Raw genomic sequence first — 20,277 nt, forward strand, 5'->3', positions numbered from 1 at the left:
CCCGGCAATCTTCGGTTCGTGGCTTTTGCGTCAGCCCAATTGTCTAGTATAAACTTTTTGCTGCAAAGGCTTTGATGTCTTCTTTTGCTGACTGCAAATAGTCGATATCATCAAAGCCATTCAGCATATTATGCTTTTTATAGCCATTGATATCAAAACTTTCTTTTTCGCCGGTGGCTAAAATGGTGATAGTCTGCTCCGGAAGGTTTACCTCGATTTCAGCTTTGGGATCTGCTTCGATGGCCTTAAATATTTTGTCCACGAATGCTTCGCTAACGGTTACGGGCAACAGGCCAATGTTTAATGAATTTCCTTTAAAGATATCAGCGAAAAAGCTGGAGACAACACAGCGAAAACCGTAGTCATAAATTGCCCAGGCTGCATGTTCGCGGCTGCTGCCGCTGCCAAAATTTTTACCACCTACCAGGATCTTCCCGGAGTAAATGGGGTTGTTTAACACAAAATCTTTTTTTGGAGTATCATCACTGTTATACCGCCAGTCGCGGAACAGGTTATCGCCAAAACCCTTGCGCTCTGTTGCTTTCAGAAAGCGCGCAGGAATGATCTGATCCGTATCCACATTCTCAATGGGCAAAGGAACTGCTGTGGAAGTGAGTACTGTAAATTTATCGTAAGCCATTTTTCTTAATTTCTGATTTTTAATTTCTGATTTCTGATTTTTCCCGATGCAACTGGTGTTGCTTTTTGTTGTGCCGTACAAGAGTGTCCCGATAGCCATCGGGACAACGAAGCTGATAGTAGTGCTAAAGCCGGGTAAATAGATACGAGGCGCTATTGACCATTGACTATTAACTATTCACTTCTGCCATCAACTCCCGTGGATCGGTTACCACACCCGTTACTGCTACTGCTGCCGCCACATAAGGACTGGCCAGCAACGTGCGGGCACCGGGGCCCTGACGACCTTCGAAGTTGCGGTTGCTGGTGCTTACCGCGTATTTGCCGGCAGGGATCTTGTCCTCGTTCATCGCCAGGCAGGCGGAACATCCGGGCTGACGTAATTCAAACCCCGCTTCATTTAAAATATCCAGGATGCCTTCTTCCTTAATCTGCGCTTCAACAATATGCGAGCCGGGCACCAGCCAGGCGGTGATATTTTCGGCTTTCTTTTTTCCTTTTACAATGGAGGCAAAGGCACGGAAATCTTCGATGCGGCCATTGGTACAGCTACCCAGGAATACATAGTCGATTTGTTTACCGATCAGGGGCTGGCCTTCTTCAAAATTCATATAAGCCAGCGATTTTTTATAAGAGGCTTCGCCGTCTTTTACTTCTGTTGCTTTGGGTATAGAATGGGTGATGCCTGTACCCAACCCCGGGTTGGTGCCGTAGGTGATCTGCGGTTCAATATCGGCCGCATCAAAATGCAGTTCTTTGTCAAACGCAGCACCAGCATCGGTTTTCAGCGTTTTCCAGTAAGCCAAAGCTTTATCCCAGGCTTCACCTTTGGGCGCTTTATCTTTCCCGTTCACATAATCAAAAGTGGTTTGATCCGGAGCGATCATACCACCACGCGCGCCCATTTCGATGGACATATTACAAACGGTCATACGCCCTTCCATGCTCATGTTTTCAAAAACCTCCCCTGCATATTCTACAAAATACCCGGTAGCGCCGCTTGCGGTGATCTGGGAGATCATATACAAGGCCACATCTTTTGGTAATACGCCCCTGCCCAGTTTACCGTTGATGGTGATGCGCATTTTTTTGGGCTTGGGCTGCATGATGCATTGAGAAGACAGCACCATTTCTACCTCTGACGTACCAATACCAAAAGCGATACAACCAAAAGCACCATGTGTTGAAGTATGGGAGTCGCCGCAAACGATGGTCATGCCGGGCTGGGTGATGCCATTTTCCGGTCCTACCACGTGCACGATACCGTTTTTAGGACTTCCCAGCGCCCAAAGCGAGATACCCCATTTGGTGGCATTACTGGAAAGTGCTGCTAACTGGTTTGCTGATAAGGGATCTTTAACCGGTTGGTCCTGGTTAAGAGTGGGCGTATTATGATCTGCCGTCGCAAATGTGCGTTGCGGATATAACACAGGAAGGTTTCTTTTTTCCAGTCCCAGGAAGGCCACAGGGCTGGTTACCTCGTGGATAAAATGACGATCGATAAACAATACATCCGGGCCATCCTCAATATGGCGTACCTGGTGTGCGTCCCAAACCTTATCAAACAAAGTAGTAGCGTTGCTCATGCTGTAAAACTTATTTTTAATAAACTAATGAATCCCTAACTATGAGGGTCTGTAAAATTAGAAATATTTTTAGAGAAACATTCCGTTATTGGATGGTATTTAGCATTTTGAGCGAAACAGTAGAAATTTTGGAAGATGTAAAAAATCCGGATGAGATTGGGTCCCAAAAAACAGGGTGGTATATCAGAAAGTATTTTTGTAAATAATTGATAATAAATATATTATAATTAATTTTATTTAATTATCGGAGAGCAGATTACGATGCGGATCACTAAGGACGCACCTTTGGGTAGCGTATCTGCTGGAAAAATAAATGGCTACTGCCGCTTCAGCGCATATATTTCGCCAACCCCGTTTTTGCTTAAAATCGATAAAAACAAACTGTCACCTTTCTGCTGCAGAGCGTACTTATTGTTAAACAGTACGACAAAGCCGGATGAATAGGGGACCACGGGCAGTGAAATAGTGTTAATAAAAGCGACACTATCGCCTGAAACCTGGTAAGTGCCGCGGTTTATTCCAATGGTGACGGAACCATTTACGATTACCGTATCATTAGGAGTGGCGCTCCATATGCCGTTGTTTAGCAGGAGCTGTATCTTTTGGGGGGGAATGGGGGCAAAAGAAGGCATTACCCGCTGGAAGGTTCCCTCATAATTTCCATTAAGGGCGCTTGAATTATAGCCTGACTTACTACAGGAGATCAGGCAACAAGTAATAACAATTGATAAAAGCGTTTTCATATGACCCCGTTTTTGATAACTGACGCAGTTTTGGAAGAATGTGCAACAGGTTTCCCCCAGATTTGCACAGATTTTAAAAGTGTTCTGTGAGAATCTGTGTAATCCGTGAGCCATATAATTGCGATTAAGCAGTTGGTTATTTATATTTTTTTCTCACAGATTCCGCAGATTTGCACAGATTGTAAAAAGCGTTCTGTGAGAATCTGTGTAGTCTGTGAGCCGGCTGCTCTTCAACATTAAATAAAGCATGTTATTCAACCTGGAGTTGCTTCCGCATCACATAATCGTTCATAAAATAACCATTCCCGATGTTATTGTCTTCTTCTTTTACGATCTCGTATCCCTGGCTTTTGTAAAAATCAACCGCTTTATTATGGCGGTTTACATTCAGATAAAGATAAGTGGCACCATAGTTCTTTACAATTTCTTCCATTGATCGTAACTGGAATTTTCCCAGGCCCCTGCCATGTAATTTTTGTGAAAGATAGATCTTGTGCAATTTATAAGCGGTTTCGTCTTTGCGCTCAATGGCCGTGTAACCTACATCAACACTATCAACATTCAGTATATAAAAGGCAACACCCCGCTCCATTTCTTTTTCTAAAACGTCGACTGCGTACATCATTTGCAGCATATAATCTATTTGCTCCGGCGAAAGAATGGCGGCAAAGGCTTTGGGCCAGATGTCCAGCGCAAGCTGATGCAGCAGCCCTGCTTCCCCGTTTTGCAATTTTCGGATCCCGGTCATCCCTCAAAGATAGGAGAACCCACAAAAAAACCGCTTCAAAAGAAGCGGTTCCCTGTTTAGTGTTGTATAGCTTAGAATTTATAACCCACCGAAATTCCGAATGCGGAATTTTTGAATTTACCGTCAGGCTTTTGTCCGTTAACATTGGGTGCAATATTTACCAGACCTAACTGCCCGTTCAACTGGAACGAAAGTTTGTTTGCAAATTCATATCCTACCAATAAATTGGCGCCAGCATCAAAGGGTTTACCGTAGATGGATTTGTTATCTGATGCGTCTTTAGTATCGTTCTTGAACTCCAACTGTCCGTCGCTGCTGTTAGTAGCTGTAGAACCTCCGCTGGTAGCAACAGCGTCGTATTTCCATTTACCTCCCAATCCATAAGCTACGTATGGACCTGCGCCCAGCAATAATTTACCTTCACCTAATTCAGGCTTGTACAGGAAGTTTACCGGTACCTCAATATAAGAAGCTGTTTCTTTATAAGTGCCGTTGTAGGTAGCGCCCAGAGCACTTGCTGCATCTGTGGTCTTGAATCCTTTAGTACTGAATAATGCTCCCGGCTGAACGTAAAACTCATCAGCAATCGGAATATCAAAAGTTACGCCGGCATGCCAGCCCGGATTCAGCTTTGTGTCTACTTTTTTGCCGTTGGCATCTTTCCAGGTAACGTTTGAAAAGTTTGCCCCGGCTCTGAGGCCGATTTCAACCTGTGCCATTGCCGTTCCTGAAATGGCAACGGCCGTCGCGATCATAATTGTTTTTAATACTTGCTTTTTCATAATGAATAAGGTTTATTATTTGAGGGTGACTAAAAGTATTTACCAGCCGGTAAGGCGGTGACACCGCAAGATCTTTCCGTCTTTCCGCATTCCCGGCTTTTTGGTCTGCCATTAACCGTTGCCGGCTTCTTTCTTGGCGTCGGCCTTCATTTTATCATTTGCTGAGATCACGAATTCTACCCGGCGGTTTTGCGCCCTTCCTTCAGCTGTGGCGTTGGTATACTTCGGATTGTTCAGTCCAAATCCTTTGGTTTCCATACGCTCCAGTGCAATACCATTGCCGCCCAAATAATTGGCAACAGAGGACGCCCTTCTTTCTGATAATGCCTGGTTGTATTTGGCAGTACCGGTATTATCAGTATAGCCTTGAATTTCCAGATCGGTATCGGGATATTTATTTAAGATTTTGATCAGATCATTGAGGGTCCCCTGAGCGTTGGATGTAATGCTGGACTGATCGAACCCAAATAATACGGCGCTGTTAAATTCGACTGTAATGCCTTCGCCCACGCGTTCTACTTTGGCCCCCGGCACTTCCTGTTTGATCTCTTCCGCCTGGCGATCCATTTTTTTACCAATAATGGCTCCTGCTGTACCCCCAACGGCTGCACCAATGATGGCGCCCAAACCGGTATTTCCGGCTGCCTTGCCAATTACGGCTCCCATAGCGGCACCGCCCCCGGTTCCGATTATGGCCCCTTTTTGTGTACGGTTCATTGAATCACAACCGGCAAGTGTTAGTCCGGCTAACGCCAATCCTAATGATAGATGTCTTAACTGTTTCATTCTAATAGTTTTGTAATCATACTTTGCCAAATAATATGCCAAAGCAGGGTTTAATTAACATTGTTCCGGAAAAAGAGGGATTTGCAAATAAAAGGGTTGCCTGTTTTACGGACAACCCTTTTAATTTTACATTTAAATTGATCTGTATCAATTCATTGTAGTCTCTTTTGTAGCGGCGGTGGCAGGTGTTGACGGACCGCCGATTTTTGACCCGGTATAGGTTATACCCTTAATAACAGGTTTTGCCGGCTTTTTAACCTTTTTCGAAGTAGTTTCATCCATAGTAGTCATTGCCATAGCAGCACTATCTGCCCCGGCTGTCATTTCAGGAAAAACATAAGTGGGGTTATCCTCGTTAAATTTGCTGCCGATATTTACATATAAAGCATTGGCGTCCTTATCATAAATAAGGGTTCCTTCGTGTATGGAGCGGCCGCTCACTACTTTACTTTTGGATTTAGTTGTTGTAGACGAACTGGTTTCTGTACTTTCCATAGAGGAAGTACTGCCTGTTTCGTCATTGGCTAATGCTTTTTGAGCAGGGATCATATAGGTTGCTGGTGAGGCTTTTAGAAAAGCTTTGAATTTTCCTTCGGGCAATCCGTTTACCCATACAATACCTTTATTCTCCGCATCTCTTGTGATAGTTACCTGCGCAGCGTCTCCTTTTTTATCCGTGAGATTGAAAGACCCCAAAACAGGGAAGATGGCTTCATCTGTTAAAGAATCGGGCATGGGCAGTAATTCTTTGGGTGCCGGTTTATAATTCCTTGGAACTTCGGGAGTTGATTGGGCAAACGTTACACATGCAATAGCAAAAGCTAAAAATGCAGTAAGAAGCGACTTCTTTTTCATAAATCCATTTTTTTTTAACAATAATTCAATTAATAAAAGCTGTACTGAAATTATTATGCCAAACAGGAGAAACAGGGGATAAAATATATATTTTAATTTTTGCTTATGATATTATTTAAACGAGAAGATTCGTTTAAGTTTATTTTCGAATCACATATTTGGCCGGGAAGCCGGTGCGACGGTAAGTCAAAGGCAATTGAAAAACAATATCTTCCCGTATTTCCCTGCATTTACTATGATTAAAATTTAAAGGACTTAAATAAAGCGCGGCGCTGTTAGTATATTTGTGACCTGTTTTTTTAAAATCCCAAACTTACACATATTTGAAACCTGAAAATGAAGCAATTGAGGTAACCGGGGCCCGGGTGCACAATTTGAAAAATATCAACATCTCCATTCCTAAAAATGAATTGGTGGTTATTACCGGGATCAGCGGCAGCGGCAAGTCGTCGCTGGCTTTTGATACCATCTATTCTGAAGGACAGCGCCGGTATATGGAAACCTTTGGCGCTTACGCCCGCCAGTTTATCGGAAATATGGAGCGCCCGGATGTGGACCAGATCACCGGGTTGTCGCCTGTGATCTCAATCGAACAGAAAACAACCAACAAGAATCCAAGGTCAACCGTAGGCACTATTACCGAAGTGTATGATTTTTTCCGGCTGCTGTTTGCCCGGGTAGGCGAAGCCTATTCTTACAACACTGGCAAGAAAATGGTTAAATGGAGTGAAGAAGAGATCGTTGAAAATATTTTCGAACGCTTCAAAAATAAAAAGATCAACCTGCTGGCGCCGCTGGTAAGAGGGCGGAAAGGACATTACCGGGAGCTGTTTGAAGATGTGCGGAAGAAAGGTTATGTAAAGGTTCGGGTAGACGGGGAAATAAAAGACATCGTGGCCAAGATGCAGGTAGACCGGTACAAGATCCACGATATTGAACTGGTGGTGGACCGGCTGGAAGTGAATCAGGCGTCAAAAGCGCGCCTGAGCCAGAGTGTGCAGGAAACCCTGCGATTGGGTAAGGAATTGCTGTTTTTACTGGAAAACGGCGCCGAACAACCGGTGCAGTACAGCAAGCAACTGATGTGTGAGGATACCGGTATCAGTTATGAAGAACCATCGCCCAATTCTTTTTCTTTTAACTCGCCCTATGGTGCCTGCCCCTACTGCAAGGGCATCGGCACTGCTTATGCGATTGATATGGAGGCCGTTTTGCCGGACCGGAAGCTGAGCATCAGCGACGGCGCCATTGCACCCCTGGGCGAAGAGCGCAATGCCAGTGTGTTTCAGCAGGTGTCAGGATTTGCAAAAAAACATAAGATCAATCTTGCAAAACCGCTGGAAACATTACCGGAGGAACAGCTGAATCTTTTATTATATGGTGATGGGGAGGCCGTTCGCAGCCTGGAGCTGGACGGTTCTGATGATTCTGTTCCCGACTTGTACACCGGCAGTTATGAAGGCATCATCCCGATGCTGAAGCGCTGGTTTTTTTCTACCCAAACCACCGAATGGCTGCGGGAATGGGTAGAGCAGTTTATGGTGTTGAAATCATGTCCTTCTTGCAACGGCGATCGCTTGAAAAAGGAAAGTCTTTGGTTTAAGATCGATGAAAAGAATATCGCGGAGCTGAGTTCTTTAAACCTTGATAAACTGGGCGTATGGCTGCAGGGCATAGAAAAGCGTTTGTCTAAAAAACAAAATGCCATCGCAAAAGATATTCTAAAAGAGATCAGGGAGCGATTACAATTTTTGCTTGATGTAGGCCTGACCTATCTTACATTGTATCGTCCTTCGCGAACCCTCAGTGGGGGAGAATCGCAGCGCATCCGGCTGGCCACGCAGATCGGATCGCAGTTGCAGGGGATCACGTATATCCTGGATGAGCCTTCTATCGGGTTGCATCAAAGAGATAATCATCGTTTGATCCAGTCGCTACAAAATTTGAGAGATATTGGCAACAGTGTACTGGTGGTGGAGCATGATAAAGATATTATGCTGGCAGCGGATTACCTTATCGATATCGGGCCCAAGGCCGGCTTTCACGGCGGAAAAGTTGTAGCGCAGGGAACACCAAAGGAGCTGTTGAAGCTGGATACGATCACTTCCGGGTATTTAAACGGCCATCTTAAAATTGAAGTGCCGGCAGCGCGTAGAAAAGGCAATGGTAAGGTTTTGGAATTAAAGGGCGCCAGCGGTAATAATCTGAAAGACGTAACGGTAAAGTTCCCGCTGGGGAAAATGATCGTGGTTACCGGTGTTAGTGGTTCGGGTAAATCCACTTTAATTAATGATACGCTTTACCCACTGTTAAGCAATCACTCTTTTCCTGCCAGCAAAATGCAGGCGATGCCTTATAAATCCATAAAGGGTTTGGAGCATATTGATAAGGTAGTGGAGATCGATCAGTCGCCCATCGGGCGTACGCCGCGGAGCAACCCGGCCACCTATTGCGGGTTCTTTACAGATATCCGTACGCTTTTTGCGGCGGTGCCGGAGGCGAAGATCAGGGGGTATAATGCGGGCCGTTTTTCCTTTAACGTAAAAACCGGTCGCTGCCCTGTCTGTGAAGGCGGCGGTATGCGCGTTATCGAGATGAATTTTTTACCGGATGTATATGTGCCCTGCGAAAAATGCAATGGCAAACGATACAATCGCGAAACGCTGGAGATCCGGTATAAAGGAAAATCAATTTCTGACGTTTTAGATATGACGGTGGATGATGCTGTGGAATTTTTCCAGGCGGTTCCTTCTATTTACCGCAAAATAAAAACCTTGCAGGATGTGGGCCTGGGCTATATTACCCTGGGGCAAAGCGCTGTAACCCTTAGCGGGGGCGAAGCACAACGCGTAAAACTGAGCACCGAACTTTCAAAGAAGGACACGGGTAAAACCTTTTATATTTTAGACGAACCCACCACGGGCCTGCATTTTGAAGATATCAAACATTTATTGCTGGTACTGAATAAACTGGTAGACCGCGGTAATACGGTGCTGGTGATAGAACATAATATGGATGTGATAAAAGTTGCAGACCACATCATCGACCTGGGGCCTGAGGGTGGCGATGGCGGCGGCCGGATCTTATTTGAAGGCACACCGGAAGCGCTGGTAAAATGTAAAGAGAGTTATACCGGGGTGTATTTGAAGGAGGAGTTGTAGGGGAAGAGCAGTTCGCGGAGCGGTCTTTACGCCGTCATTCAAGTGCAAATGAATTAAAAAGAAGATTAGCTGTTATAATCGCCAGAGGCGATAAAATAAAGCTGCGAGGCGATGGACGCCTCGCAGAGCTGGGGGAGCTAAATTAAAAGATATGCGCGCTGGGTTGTTTAACCCCGCCAGAATGAATCTTTCGGGCCGGCGCAAGGGCGTGGAGGCGCGAGGGGTGTAAGTGGAGCAATGAAGATTTAAGGCTCTTTGTTACCCGTCGCACCAGTCCTACAGGCCCCACCAGGCGTTTGTGGGACAAAGGTGACTTATGGGACAAGCTGCTATTATTTTTCATCCGAAAAACTATTTGCTTTTGAATTTGATTTTGAGGAATGAAAACTTTTTCTGAACTCAATGAAATATCCGTAATCAATGTTCGATTTAGCTCCGTAGGAGCCTTGTGTTTGTAGAATGACAATTATAGGAAACCGGCTCTGGTAGGAAGCCGCGTCAACACGGGGCTCCTACAGAGCCCAATCCTCATGCTTCAACAATGCTATAAACACGGTGCTCCTGACGGAGCAGGGCACACGAGTTCTTAAATATACGCATTTATTCATCGTTAAACGATTGCAATCATTTGCAAATGCTCAAATTCCTGTCTTTGGGAATCTTGTTTTTAAAAACGCCTATCCGCAATTACTGTTCCCTTTTCAATCTGGCTCCGGAGGAGCGATGTGTTTGTAGAATGATTGTCGTTTTAAGAAACCGGCTCCGTCAGGTGCCGCGTCAACACGGGGCTCCCGCAGAGCCCAATCCTCATGCCTCAACAATGCTATAAACACGGCGCTCCTGACGGAGCAGGGTAAATCTTTGAGTGGGAAAAGTGACTAGTGAAAACACCAGTAAATTAATTCATCTCCACCGCCACATTCCAGTTGGCCTGCTTCGCCAGGTATTCGATCAGTTCACCATTCATTTCAAAGCCTTTGCCCTGGGTCATCAGGTCTACCTGTATGTCTTGCGCCACATCCTTGATGGAGAGTTTTAAAACACTTCCGCCCTTGTGCGCTTTTAAATTGGACTGGATAAACTGAATGGCGTCGGTTGTTATTTCTTCTACCGGCAACTCGATCTTTAATTTTTTGGTCTGGTTTTTTATGACGCTTTCTGCGAGATAAATAGAGGTGATCTTAAAATCAAAATCACCATTAAACCGCTGCTTAAAATACCCCGTTAAATAAACGGTAGCGCCTAGTTGCAGCATAGCAGAATACTTCATGTAATCTTCAGAGAAAAGCACGAGCTCCAGCTTGCCGCTGTAATCCTCAATCACAAAACTTCCGAATTTATTACCCGTGCGGGAGAGGCGGTGCTGGGCATCGGAAACCAATCCCATCACTTTAAACGTAGCAGCAGAGCTGATCTTTTCTTTTTCCTGCAGCTTGTATTCGTTCAGATAGGAGATCTTTGAAATGCCGTAATGCTCCATTTCAAAACGGTAATCATCCAGCGGGTGGCCACTGATAAAAATTCCCGTTACCAGTTTTTCATGATCCAGTTGCACTACCAGCGGCCAGGGCGTGCACTCGGGGATTTTTGGTACCTGCACTTCCATCACTTCCGACAGATCACCAAACAGGGTATTAGTAGTGTTTTGCGATTGGGCCTGGCATACCTGCCCGTACTTTACAATCTTTTCCAGACCATTGGTGGTATCGCCCTGCGGCACGTGAAAATATTGTGCGCGGGTCAGGTCGGTAAAACAATCGAAAGCCCCGGCGTAGGCCAGACTTTCCAATGTTTTTTTATTCACCGTGCGTTGGTTTACGCGCTTGATCATATCAAAGATGGAAACATAGGCACCGTTATCGTCGCGCTCTTTGATCAGGCTTTCCACTGCAGCTTCACCCACGCCTTTTAAGCCGCCCAATCCGAAACGGATCTCGCCTTTTTTATTTACGGCAAATCCTTTTTGCGATTCATTGATATCCGGTCCCAGTACCGGCAATCCCATGCGTTTACATTCCTCCATAAAGAAGGTGATCTTTTCCAATGAGCCGGCGTTGTTCAACACACCCGCCATATATTCGCTGGGGTAGTGGGCTTTCAGGTACGCTGTTTGGTAAGCTACAAAAGCATAACAGGTAGAGTGCGATTTGTTGAAGGCATATTGCGCAAAAGCTTCCCAGTCGGTCCAGATCTTTTCCAGGCTTTCCGCCGGGTGCCCTTTCTGAATGGCGCCTTCCACAAACTGCTTTTTCATTTTGTCCAGTACCGCTTTTTGCTTCTTACCCATCGCTTTCCGCAGCACGTCCGCATCCCCCTTGCTAAAGCCGCCGATCTTCTGGCTCAGCAGCATCACCTGCTCCTGGTATACCGTAATACCATAAGTATCTTTCAGGTATTCTTCCATTTCCGGAAGGTCATAGGTCACTTCTTCACGACCATGTTTGCGGTCGATATATTGCGGGATATAAGCAATAGGACCCGGGCGGTACAAGGCGTTCATGGCAATCAAATCGCCAAATCGGTCAGGTTTCAGTTCGCGCAGGTATTTTTGCATCCCCGCACTTTCAAACTGGAAGGTAGCGTTGGTTTCGCCTCTCTGGTAAAGCTCGTAGGTGGGCTGATCATCCAGCGGTATATCATCAATCTCAATATCAACATCATGGTTTTGTTTGATCAGGCGTAGTGCATCTTTAATAATGGTAAGGGTTTTTAACCCCAGGAAGTCCATTTTAATAACGCCCGCTTCTTCAATCACGCTGCCTTCAATCTGTGTTACCCACAAATCCGAATCCTTGGCCGTGCTTACCGGGATCAGCTCCGTTAGGTCTTTCGGTGCAATGATAATACCCGCCGCGTGGATGCCCGTGTTGCGCACGGAACCCTCCAGGATCTCGGCCTCATGCAGCACTTTACTTTGCAGATCGCTGCCGTTGTATACCTCGCGGATCTTTTTTACATTTTCAATATCGTCCGCACCCAGTCCTTCTTTTTCGATCAGCGATTTTTCGCCCGCCTTGGGCTGTATGGGGGCGTGAAGCACTCTTTTGAGTGATATGCCCGGCTTTTCCGGAACCAGTTTGGCCAGGGCATTGGATTCAGCCAGTGGCAGGTCCATTACCCGCGCCACGTCCTTGATGCTCATTTTAGCGGCCATGGTACCATAGGTGATGATCTGGGCTACCTGGTTCTTGCCATATTTCTGCACCACATAATCGATCACTTTCTGACGGCCTTCATCATCAAAGTCAGTATCAATATCCGGCATCGATTTACGGTCAGGGTTCAGGAAACGCTCAAACAGCAGGTCGTATTTTATCGGGTCAATATTCGTGATGCCGATACAATACGCTACCACGGAACCCGCGGCAGAACCCCGTCCGGGGCCGATGAATACGCCCGCATCCCTCCCGGCCTTAATAAAATCACTTACGATAAGGAAGTAACCGGCAAACCCCATGGTCTTGATGGTAAAGAGCTCAAAGTCGATCCGCTCTTTTGTGGAATCGGGCATTGAACCGTATCTTTTTTGAGCGCCTTCATAGGTAAGGTGTTTCAGATACTCCCACTGGTTGAGCGAATCGGCGGTAACCGTTCCCTTATCTGTTTTTTCATCCTGTGTATGCTTCTGGAACCCATCGGGGATGGGGAAATTGGGCAGGAGGATGCTTCGCTTCAGATCCAGCAATTCGATCTTATCAACGATGGCATTGGTATTGTCAATGGCCTGCGGAATATCATGAAACAGTTTGCTCATTTCTTCCGTGTTCTTAAAATAGAACTGGTCATTGGCAAAGGCGAAGCGCATGTTCTTCATGTTCACATCGTCATCCGCAAAATCGCCCCGGAAGGCAGGCGTGGATTGCTTTTCGCCGGTATTGATGCAAAGGAGGATGTCGTGCGCGTTAAAGTCGTCCTGTTCCACATAATGCGAATCATTGCTGGCGATGATGGGCACATTATATTTCGCTGCAAATTTCAGCAGCACTATGTTTACTTTATCCTGGTCGCCGATACCATGACGTTGTAATTCCACATAAAAATCATCTCCAAAAAGATCCAGCCACCATTTAAATTCCTGTTCGGCTTCTGCTTCTCCTTTGCGTAAAATGGCCTGCGGCACGGAGGCTCCGAGGCAACAGGTGGTCGCTATAAGCCCTTCGTGGTATTGCAGGATCAGTTCTTTATCAATCCTCGGGTATTTACCATATAAGCCCTCGATAAACCCGAGGGAGGTCAGTTTGGTCAAATTCCGGTAGCCTTTTTCATTTTTTGCCAGCAGGATCTGGTGGTAGCGTTTATCTTTTTTTTCTTTAGTAAAGGTTTTTTCATGACGATTCTCTACCAGGTAAAATTCGCAGCCTACAACGGGTTTTACTTTGGGTTTGCCATTCTCATCCACATGTTTATACGCCTCCGCGACGAACTGGAAAGCGCCAAACATATTGCCGTGGTCGCTGATGGCCAGTGCCGGCATGCCATCGGCGATCGCTTTTTTATACAGGGAACCGATAGGGGCGGCGCCATCCAGTAAAGAGTATTGCGTGTGAACGTGTAAATGGGAGAATTTCATGCCGCTAAAATGCTATAAAATGATAAAATATGCCGCGAAATTTATGCACATCGTATAATTAACAAGAAACCGGGTAAGGGGTTTAATAAGCCGGACCATGCACAAAGTTTTTTAATTGTTCACAGGCTGAGTTTTAATACTTGTCTAATGCCACTAATACACGAATGCGGGTCTGACCAAAACGACGCGAACAAATGGTTGGCCGGGAATTCGGGAAAATGGGAAGGTCTGTTTTTCAATCTTTTAAAATTTACCGTCTTGCCGCCTTGCCGGCAAAAATGCTTTTAATCACCCCCAAAGGATTTCAGCTTGTTTTCTTTACAGGCGAGATGATAAATGAGTCATTCGTGTCCCGATAGTCGGGATGGGACTTTTAGAACCGGTTTAATATGGGTACTGATTTGTTAGTGTTTTTATAATTATTAGTATATTTTAATATTTAAATAATTTATTATCAAATGATTATATTTTTAATAAATAAAAATATATCAAAAGGGCAATATTCCTTAACATTTGGCGTTTTTACACTATTGTAAAATTAGGATTTGCTTAGACTGGCATTGTTCTGATTAATTCGTAAAAATTTTTAAAAGTACCCGTTTTGAGATATTTATTGACTGGTTTTAGCATTGTGGTGTTGCTGACGAGTTGCTCAACCACAGCTAAAATTTTTGGAACAGCCGATAGAAAAAATGTTGCCAAAACAACTGTTACGCCGCAGCCTCCTGCACCGGCCAAACAGGCATTTATGGACCAGGTGACCATCTCTCCAAGGAATTCTAAGAGCGACACGCGGATGGCGCGTATTGAAAAAACCATCGCTTCCTCAGAAATAAAAGACATTAGTACGGTTGATGATTTTGTTGCCGTACCCAAGGCTCTTCCGGCTACTCAATTACAGATAAAATATGCTTCTCTTTTGAATATGATGCCGGGGTCTATTACCAATAATAATTTGCTGGAAACGCTGGACAACTGGTATGGTACCCGTTATGTATATGGCGGAACCTCCAAGAGAGGTATTGACTGCAGCGCGTTCACCCGTGAAATGTATCGGAGTGCTTATGGCATTGAATTGCCCCGCACGGCGCACGAGCAGTATGGCCGGGTGCGTAAAATCTCTACTACGGAGCTGAAGGAAGGAGATCTGGTGTTTTTTAATACTACCGGAGGCGTATCGCATGTGGGACTGTACCTGGGCAATAATAAATTTGCGCATGCTTCCACCAGTCGTGGCGTAACCATCAGTGATCTGTATGAAACCTATTACATCACGCACTATATCGGTGCAGGACGCATTGAGAACGCCGGCAGTTTTTATGCTACCGTTCCGGCACGCATAGCGGGCACAACCAACTAAAAGTTCGATAATAATCATACGGGCCTCGCAGATGCGGGGCTTCTTTGTTGAGGTTAACCAGCGAAGAGAGCATTAACTGGCCGGGAAGCCGGAAAAACGGGAAGGTATTGTCCTTCATTTACCGCCTTCACGCCTTACCGGCCAAACACTTTTATTTTCTTTTAAACCGCTTCACCAGCGATTGCAGCACGGGTTTGAAATCGGGCGTAAGGTTTAGGAAGTATACACCGCAGATAAAAGAAGCCAGAACGAAACTGCTACGTATAAAAAGACCCGGAAAGCCGTGCATATTTTTAAATAAAAGCCAGCTTATCACATAAACGATGCTGCCTAAGATAATGGCATAAAGAGAGTTTATGGTAAACGGGAACAACCTGAATTTCTTCCAGAGAAATACAATCCGTATGATATTGTAGATCGTGATGGATATAAGGTTGGCAACAGAGGGGCCCATCAGGTCATAGCGTTTCGTCAGGATATAGGTGAGCGGAAGCATAACCACAAGAAGAATAATACTGCTGATCAGGTCAAATTTCCAGTAAGTTGAAGTGCCAATGATCTGGGCATTTACTCCCGTGCCCATATCAACGATCTGTTTTAGGCCCAACAGAATAAACGGCGTAAAACCCAGCAAAAAAGTAGTTCGTAACTTCAGGGCGATGATGGCATCCGTATAATTCAGCGCTATTAAAATAAATAAAAGACTTGCAAATAACAATTGATTGATAGAGGAGCGCTGATAAATACTTTGTATCTGTTGCAGTTTTTTGTCTTTCCAGGCTTTTGATATAAAGGGAATGGAAGCGGCAATGATACCACGTTGCGGCGCCTGGATCAAACTGGTTAAAAATTGGGCCAGGGTAAAGATTCCCACATTCTTTAACCCCGCCTCGGTTACAGAAGCCAGCACGATCGTGTCGAATTGCTGCGATAAAGAAACAATAATTACCCCTGAATACACAAAGAGAACAAAACGGGCTATTTTTTTAAAATACCTGCGGGTGACCTTGCTTACCTTAAACGTAAGATGGATCTTTTTAGTAAGAATGAGATAGGCGAGCAGGATAATGGCCACTACAGGATAGGTGAAAGAATAAAGCTTTATAAATAAATCAAAATCGGGGATAATCTTAAAAATAAATAACACGATAAGCGCTGTTACCAGTATCCGCCATTGCACTTCTTTTAAAAATGTAGTGACGATCGATTTGTTCAGGCTCCATCCGTAGGCTTCCAATATTCCAAAAATGGTTAACCCGAAAGAGATCGGGTACATCCAGTAATAATAGTAAACAGCCAGTGCGGAGCCATTACTGAATTTTCTTGAAAAAAGACTTTCAAACGCAATGCCCAACAAAAAAATAATGGTAAAGCATATTAGCCCTGTTAGCAGAGCCCATGCCAGCATATCGTTTTTTCTTGTTGCGAGGTTATCGTTATAATAATGATAAAACTTATAAATATAAGAGGGCATTCCCAAAGAAGCGAAAGATACAAGCAGTTGGGCTGTGGCCATGAATAGCTGTGTAAGCCCGTACTGTTCTTCCGTAAACAGACCTTCTTTTGTAAACAGATAAACATTTACGGCGCCAATGGCAAACCCCGCGTAGATAACCAAAGATGAAATAATGCTATGCTTTCGTATCTGTACGCTCATGTTCGCTAGTTCCCCGCCTTTTCCACGTTAATAAAAAAGTTTGGATTCACGGCCAGTTTTCCCTCACTTAAAATAGATGCACCGGCCTGCTGTTCTTTTTCTGAGGGCTGCAGCCATTTGCCATTTTCCAGTTGCACGGGCATTGCAAATCCTGCTACACAGTTGGTCCATTTATAGGCTACCTTATTTCCGTTGACGGTATATCTTAAAACAGGCACTTTTGTGGTTCTCAGGTATTGGTCAAATATCTTCTGCAGGGGCTTGCCGGATTGTTTGATGATGTAATCTTCAATCTGTTTTGTAGTTACGGTTTGATGGTAGAACGTCTTATTTAATCCGCGTAAAATTGCTCTGAACTTTGCGTCATCATTAATTATATACCGGATCGTGTTCAGCATATTGCCACCCTTGTAATACATGTCGCCACTGCCTTCCTTGTTCACGCCATAGGGGCCAATGATAGGGATGTCGTTACGTATCGCTCTCCTGGTGCCGATCACATATTCAGATCCTGCTTTTTTCCCGTATTGACATTCGGTAAAAAGGGATTCGCTGTAGTTGGTAAAACTCTCGTGTATCCACATGTCCGCAATATCTTTCGAAGTGATATTATTTGCGAACCATTCATGCCCGCTTTCATGTACAATAATAAAATCCCATTTCAATCCCCAGCCGGTGCCACTAAGGTCGCGGCCAAGATAGCCGTTCTGGTAATGATTACCATAAGCAACAGCACTTTGGTGCTCCATGCCCAGGTGCGGTGCATCTACTAATTTATAACTGTCTTCATAAAAAGGGTAGGGACCAAACCAGTATTCAAAGCAATGCAACATTTGTTTGGTAACCTCCGGGAAATGTCTTTTTGCTTTTCCAAGATTATAATCCAACACCCAGTAGCCGATATCCAGCTTCCCTTTTTCGCCGTGTATCGTATCATTAAAGTTCGTATAATGACCGATATAGGGCGTGATGAGGTAGGTATTGATCGGCTGTGTTACCGTCCATTTCCAGGCGGTGGTGCCATCCTCATTTTTTGTTTTTGCTGTTAACCTTCCGTTGCTTACAGCAGTCAGCTCATCGGGTACGCTGATGCTAAAGGTTACGCCTTTATCAGGCTCATCTCCCTGGTAATCTTTGCAGGGCAGCCAGTTGCTGGCGCCCAGGCCCTGTACAGCGGAGCTAACCCAGGGCCGGCCTAATGAATCTTTGGTCCAGATCCAGCCGCCGTCCCACGGAGGTTTAACGGCTACTTTTGGTTTACCGCTGAAATAGATCCGTATTTTCTTTTGCTGCTCGTTGGCTGTAAAGCCAGTGGTATGTAACCAGAAAACATTCCCGTCTCTTTCAAAACGGATGGGCTTGTGTGTACCAGGCTCCTCTACTTTTTCAATTTCCATCGGCTCCTGTAAATCGATCTGCAGGATGCCATCCTTCGGTTTTTTTAAAACAGAAAAAGTAATATCATTATACCCTTTGATGGCCTGCGCAGCAATATCAACTTTTATGTTGATGTCGTATTTGATCACGTTCCACCAGCTTCTTCCGCTGCCGTTACTGCCCAAAAGAGTATCCTGGTGGGTAAATGTTTTTTTTTGATGCAGCGGTTGTGCATTGGCAATGCCGGAGATCAGGAAAAGAAAAAATAAAGGCCTGATAATATTTTTGAAAAAAATCATTTTAGGAAAGGTTTGAATTGTAAATTTAGGCGTTCATGATAAAAAGAACTTTTGCATATTATTATATTCTAACAGTATTCATTTGTTGTGCCTGTTGCATTGGCTGTAAAGATAACGCAGATAAGGGTAGAAAAATTTTCAGGTATAATGAATTTGCAGGCATCGCATCGCTCGATCCGGCTTTTGCCAAGAACCTTTCCACTATGTGGCCGGCGCACCAGTTGTTCAACTCTTTGGTAGAGATCGGGGATAGTCTTACTATTAAACCGTCGCTGGCTACGCATTGGACTATTGCTGATGATAAACGTACCTATACTTTTTACCTCCGGAATGATGTGTTTTTTCACGATGATGCTGTTTTCCCAAATGGCAAGGGCAGAAGAATGGTGGCTTCGGATATTGTTTTTAGTCTGAACCGGATCATTGATCCAAAAGTGGCCAGCCCCGGCGCCTGGATCTTTAACGGCAAAGTGGATTCCCTGCATCCCTTTACTGCCATCAATGATACCGTGTTTCAATTAAAGCTGGCAAAACCCTATCAACCGATATTGGGCATTCTGGCTATGCAATATTGCTCGGTGGTAGCGCCGGAAGCGGTGCAAAAATTTGGGGTGGATTTCAGAAGCCATCCCGTGGGTACAGGCCCCTTTCAGTTTGTGGCCTGGGAAGAAGGACAGGGGCTGGTGTTTAAAAAGAATCCGCATTATTTTGAAAAAGACAGTGCCGGCAACCGGCTGCCCTATCTCGATGGCGTTAAAATAAGTTTTAAAGACAGCCGTGCAACGGAGTTCTTATTGTTCCGGCAGAAAAGTCTTGATTTTATTAATGAGCTGGACCCCAGTTTTAAAGATGAAGTGATGACGAAAAAAGGAGAACTGCGGAAAGAGTGGAAGGGGCAGATCCGGTTATTGACGCATCCTTATCTGAATACGGAATACCTGGGCATACTGGTTGATACGGCGTTGCCCATTGTAAAAGCTTCTCCGCTACGGTTTAAAAAAGTACGGCAGGCCATCAATTATGGATTTGACCGGCGAAAGATGATCCTGTACCTGCGCAATTCTTTGGGCACCGCCGCAGAATCGGGCTTTGTGCCCAAAGGACTTCCGTCGTTTAATGATTCCATAGTGAAAGGTTATTCTTACGATCCGGAAAAGGCGGCCCGGTTATTAAAAGAAGCGGGCTTCCCCAATGGAAACGGGCTTCCGGCAATAAAATTACTTACCGTTTCGGTGTATGCAGATTTTGCCAATTTTATAGCAAAGCAATTAGAAGAAATTGGCGTAAAGATCCAGGTGGAAGTAGTGCAGAAAGCGTTGCTGTTTGAAATGACTGCCAACTCCAGGGCCGTGTTTTTCAGGGCCGGCTGGATTGCCGACTACCCCGATGCGGAAAATTACCTGTCTGTTTTTTATTCAAAGAACCCGGCGCCGCCCAACTATACGCGGTATAAAAACCCGGAGTTTGATGCCGTTTTTGAAAAAGCAATTGCGGAAACCAATGATTCCCTTCGTTATGTTTTATACCGAAAGGCCGACCAGATCGCTATCGACGATGCGCCCGTAGTTCCTTTATGGTACGATAAAGTAGTGCAACTGGTGCAGCCCAACGTAAAAAACTTTCACCCCAATGCGTTAAACCTGCTGGAGCTGCGGCATACGATTATTGAATAAATAGGTAGTAGGGAGGTGAAACGTGAGAAGTGAATGGTGAA

13 protein-coding genes are annotated in these 20,277 nt (G+C 45.0%); 3 read left to right on the plus strand and 10 right to left on the minus strand.

Annotated features, from left to right (window positions below; all coding sequences use genetic code 11):
- Positions 1-43: 43 nt before the first annotated feature.
- From leuD to NIASO_RS00665, 7 genes are all read right to left on the minus strand, one after another.
- A complete protein-coding gene (leuD, locus tag NIASO_RS00635; protein ID WP_008582211.1) occupies positions 44-640 on the minus strand; it encodes a 3-isopropylmalate dehydratase small subunit in 597 nt (198 codons plus the stop codon).
- A 169-nt stretch (positions 641-809) separates the two neighbouring features.
- Positions 810-2,225 carry a 3-isopropylmalate dehydratase large subunit gene (gene leuC, locus NIASO_RS00640; protein ID WP_008582209.1) on the minus strand — a complete coding sequence of 472 codons (1,416 nt, stop codon included), beginning with the start codon at positions 2,223-2,225 and terminating at the stop codon, positions 810-812.
- A gap of 317 nt (positions 2,226-2,542) precedes the next feature.
- Entirely contained in the window at positions 2,543-2,968 is a 426-nt protein-coding gene (locus tag NIASO_RS00645; RefSeq protein ID WP_008582206.1) for a hypothetical protein, read from the minus strand.
- A gap of 250 nt (positions 2,969-3,218) precedes the next feature.
- Entirely contained in the window at positions 3,219-3,716 is a 498-nt protein-coding gene (locus NIASO_RS00650) for a GNAT family N-acetyltransferase (protein ID WP_008582204.1), read from the minus strand.
- 71 nt (positions 3,717-3,787) lie between these two features.
- A complete protein-coding gene (locus NIASO_RS00655; protein ID WP_025298576.1) occupies positions 3,788-4,498 on the minus strand; it encodes a porin family protein in 711 nt (236 codons plus the stop codon).
- Positions 4,499-4,609: 111 nt separating this feature from the next.
- A complete protein-coding gene (locus tag NIASO_RS00660) occupies positions 4,610-5,284 on the minus strand; it encodes an OmpA family protein (protein ID WP_008582200.1) in 675 nt (224 codons plus the stop codon).
- A 147-nt stretch (positions 5,285-5,431) separates the two neighbouring features.
- Positions 5,432-6,139: a hypothetical protein gene (locus NIASO_RS00665; protein ID WP_008582199.1), complete on the minus strand. Its 708-nt coding sequence runs from the start codon at positions 6,137-6,139 to the stop codon at positions 5,432-5,434.
- 323 nt (positions 6,140-6,462) lie between these two features.
- Here NIASO_RS00665 and uvrA point away from each other — a divergent pair, with 323 nt between their 5' ends.
- Positions 6,463-9,300 carry an excinuclease ABC subunit UvrA gene (gene uvrA / locus NIASO_RS00670; RefSeq protein WP_008582198.1) on the plus strand — a complete coding sequence of 946 codons (2,838 nt, stop codon included), beginning with the start codon at positions 6,463-6,465 and terminating at the stop codon, positions 9,298-9,300.
- Between the two features lie 898 nt (positions 9,301-10,198).
- Here the strand turns inward: uvrA and dnaE are convergent.
- Complete coding sequence (gene dnaE, locus NIASO_RS00675; protein ID WP_008582197.1) at positions 10,199-13,870, minus strand: DNA polymerase III subunit alpha; 3,672 nt, start codon at positions 13,868-13,870, stop codon at positions 10,199-10,201.
- Between the two features lie 601 nt (positions 13,871-14,471).
- Between dnaE and NIASO_RS20000 the strand changes: the two genes are divergently transcribed.
- Positions 14,472-15,230, plus strand: coding sequence for a C40 family peptidase (locus NIASO_RS20000; RefSeq protein ID WP_008582196.1), 759 nt, complete (start codon positions 14,472-14,474; stop codon positions 15,228-15,230).
- Positions 15,231-15,381: 151 nt separating this feature from the next.
- On the opposite strand, the gene NIASO_RS00685 is transcribed toward NIASO_RS20000, so the two are convergent.
- Together NIASO_RS00685 and NIASO_RS00690 are read right to left on the minus strand one after the other, a co-directional pair.
- A complete protein-coding gene (locus NIASO_RS00685) occupies positions 15,382-16,887 on the minus strand; it encodes a lipopolysaccharide biosynthesis protein (RefSeq protein ID WP_008582195.1) in 1,506 nt (501 codons plus the stop codon).
- Positions 16,888-16,892: 5 nt separating this feature from the next.
- On the minus strand, positions 16,893-18,563 hold the full coding sequence (locus NIASO_RS00690) for a M1 family metallopeptidase (RefSeq protein ID WP_008582194.1): 1,671 nt from the start codon (positions 18,561-18,563) through the stop codon (positions 16,893-16,895).
- Between the two features lie 35 nt (positions 18,564-18,598).
- Between NIASO_RS00690 and NIASO_RS00695 the strand changes: the two genes are divergently transcribed.
- On the plus strand, positions 18,599-20,236 hold the full coding sequence (locus NIASO_RS00695; protein WP_008582193.1) for an ABC transporter substrate-binding protein: 1,638 nt from the start codon (positions 18,599-18,601) through the stop codon (positions 20,234-20,236).
- The last annotated feature ends 41 nt before the right edge of the window (positions 20,237-20,277 follow it).

This window comes from Niabella soli DSM 19437, assembly GCF_000243115.2.
In the GTDB taxonomy this organism is placed as follows: Bacteria; Bacteroidota; Bacteroidia; order Chitinophagales; family Chitinophagaceae; genus Niabella; species Niabella soli.

What these genes read in the sequence shown, in the direction of transcription:
- leuD (WP_008582211.1), bottom strand. Translation starts at nt 640, where the DNA reads ATGGCTTACGATAAATTTACAGTACTCACTTCCACAGCAGTTCCTTTG.
- leuC (WP_008582209.1), bottom strand. Translation starts at nt 2,225, where the DNA reads ATGAGCAACGCTACTACTTTGTTTGATAAGGTTTGGGACGCACACCAG.
- NIASO_RS00645 (WP_008582206.1), bottom strand. Translation starts at nt 2,968, where the DNA reads ATGAAAACGCTTTTATCAATTGTTATTACTTGTTGCCTGATCTCCTGT.
- NIASO_RS00650 (WP_008582204.1), bottom strand. Translation starts at nt 3,716, where the DNA reads ATGACCGGGATCCGAAAATTGCAAAACGGGGAAGCAGGGCTGCTGCAT.
- NIASO_RS00655 (WP_025298576.1), bottom strand. Translation starts at nt 4,498, where the DNA reads ATGAAAAAGCAAGTATTAAAAACAATTATGATCGCGACGGCCGTTGCC.
- NIASO_RS00660 (WP_008582200.1), bottom strand. Translation starts at nt 5,284, where the DNA reads ATGAAACAGTTAAGACATCTATCATTAGGATTGGCGTTAGCCGGACTA.
- NIASO_RS00665 (WP_008582199.1), bottom strand. Translation starts at nt 6,139, where the DNA reads ATGAAAAAGAAGTCGCTTCTTACTGCATTTTTAGCTTTTGCTATTGCA.
- dnaE (WP_008582197.1), bottom strand. Translation starts at nt 13,870, where the DNA reads ATGAAATTCTCCCATTTACACGTTCACACGCAATACTCTTTACTGGAT.
- NIASO_RS00685 (WP_008582195.1), bottom strand. Translation starts at nt 16,887, where the DNA reads ATGAGCGTACAGATACGAAAGCATAGCATTATTTCATCTTTGGTTATC.
- NIASO_RS00690 (WP_008582194.1), bottom strand. Translation starts at nt 18,563, where the DNA reads ATGATTTTTTTCAAAAATATTATCAGGCCTTTATTTTTTCTTTTCCTG.
- NIASO_RS00695 (WP_008582193.1), top strand. Translation starts at nt 18,599, where the DNA reads ATGATAAAAAGAACTTTTGCATATTATTATATTCTAACAGTATTCATT.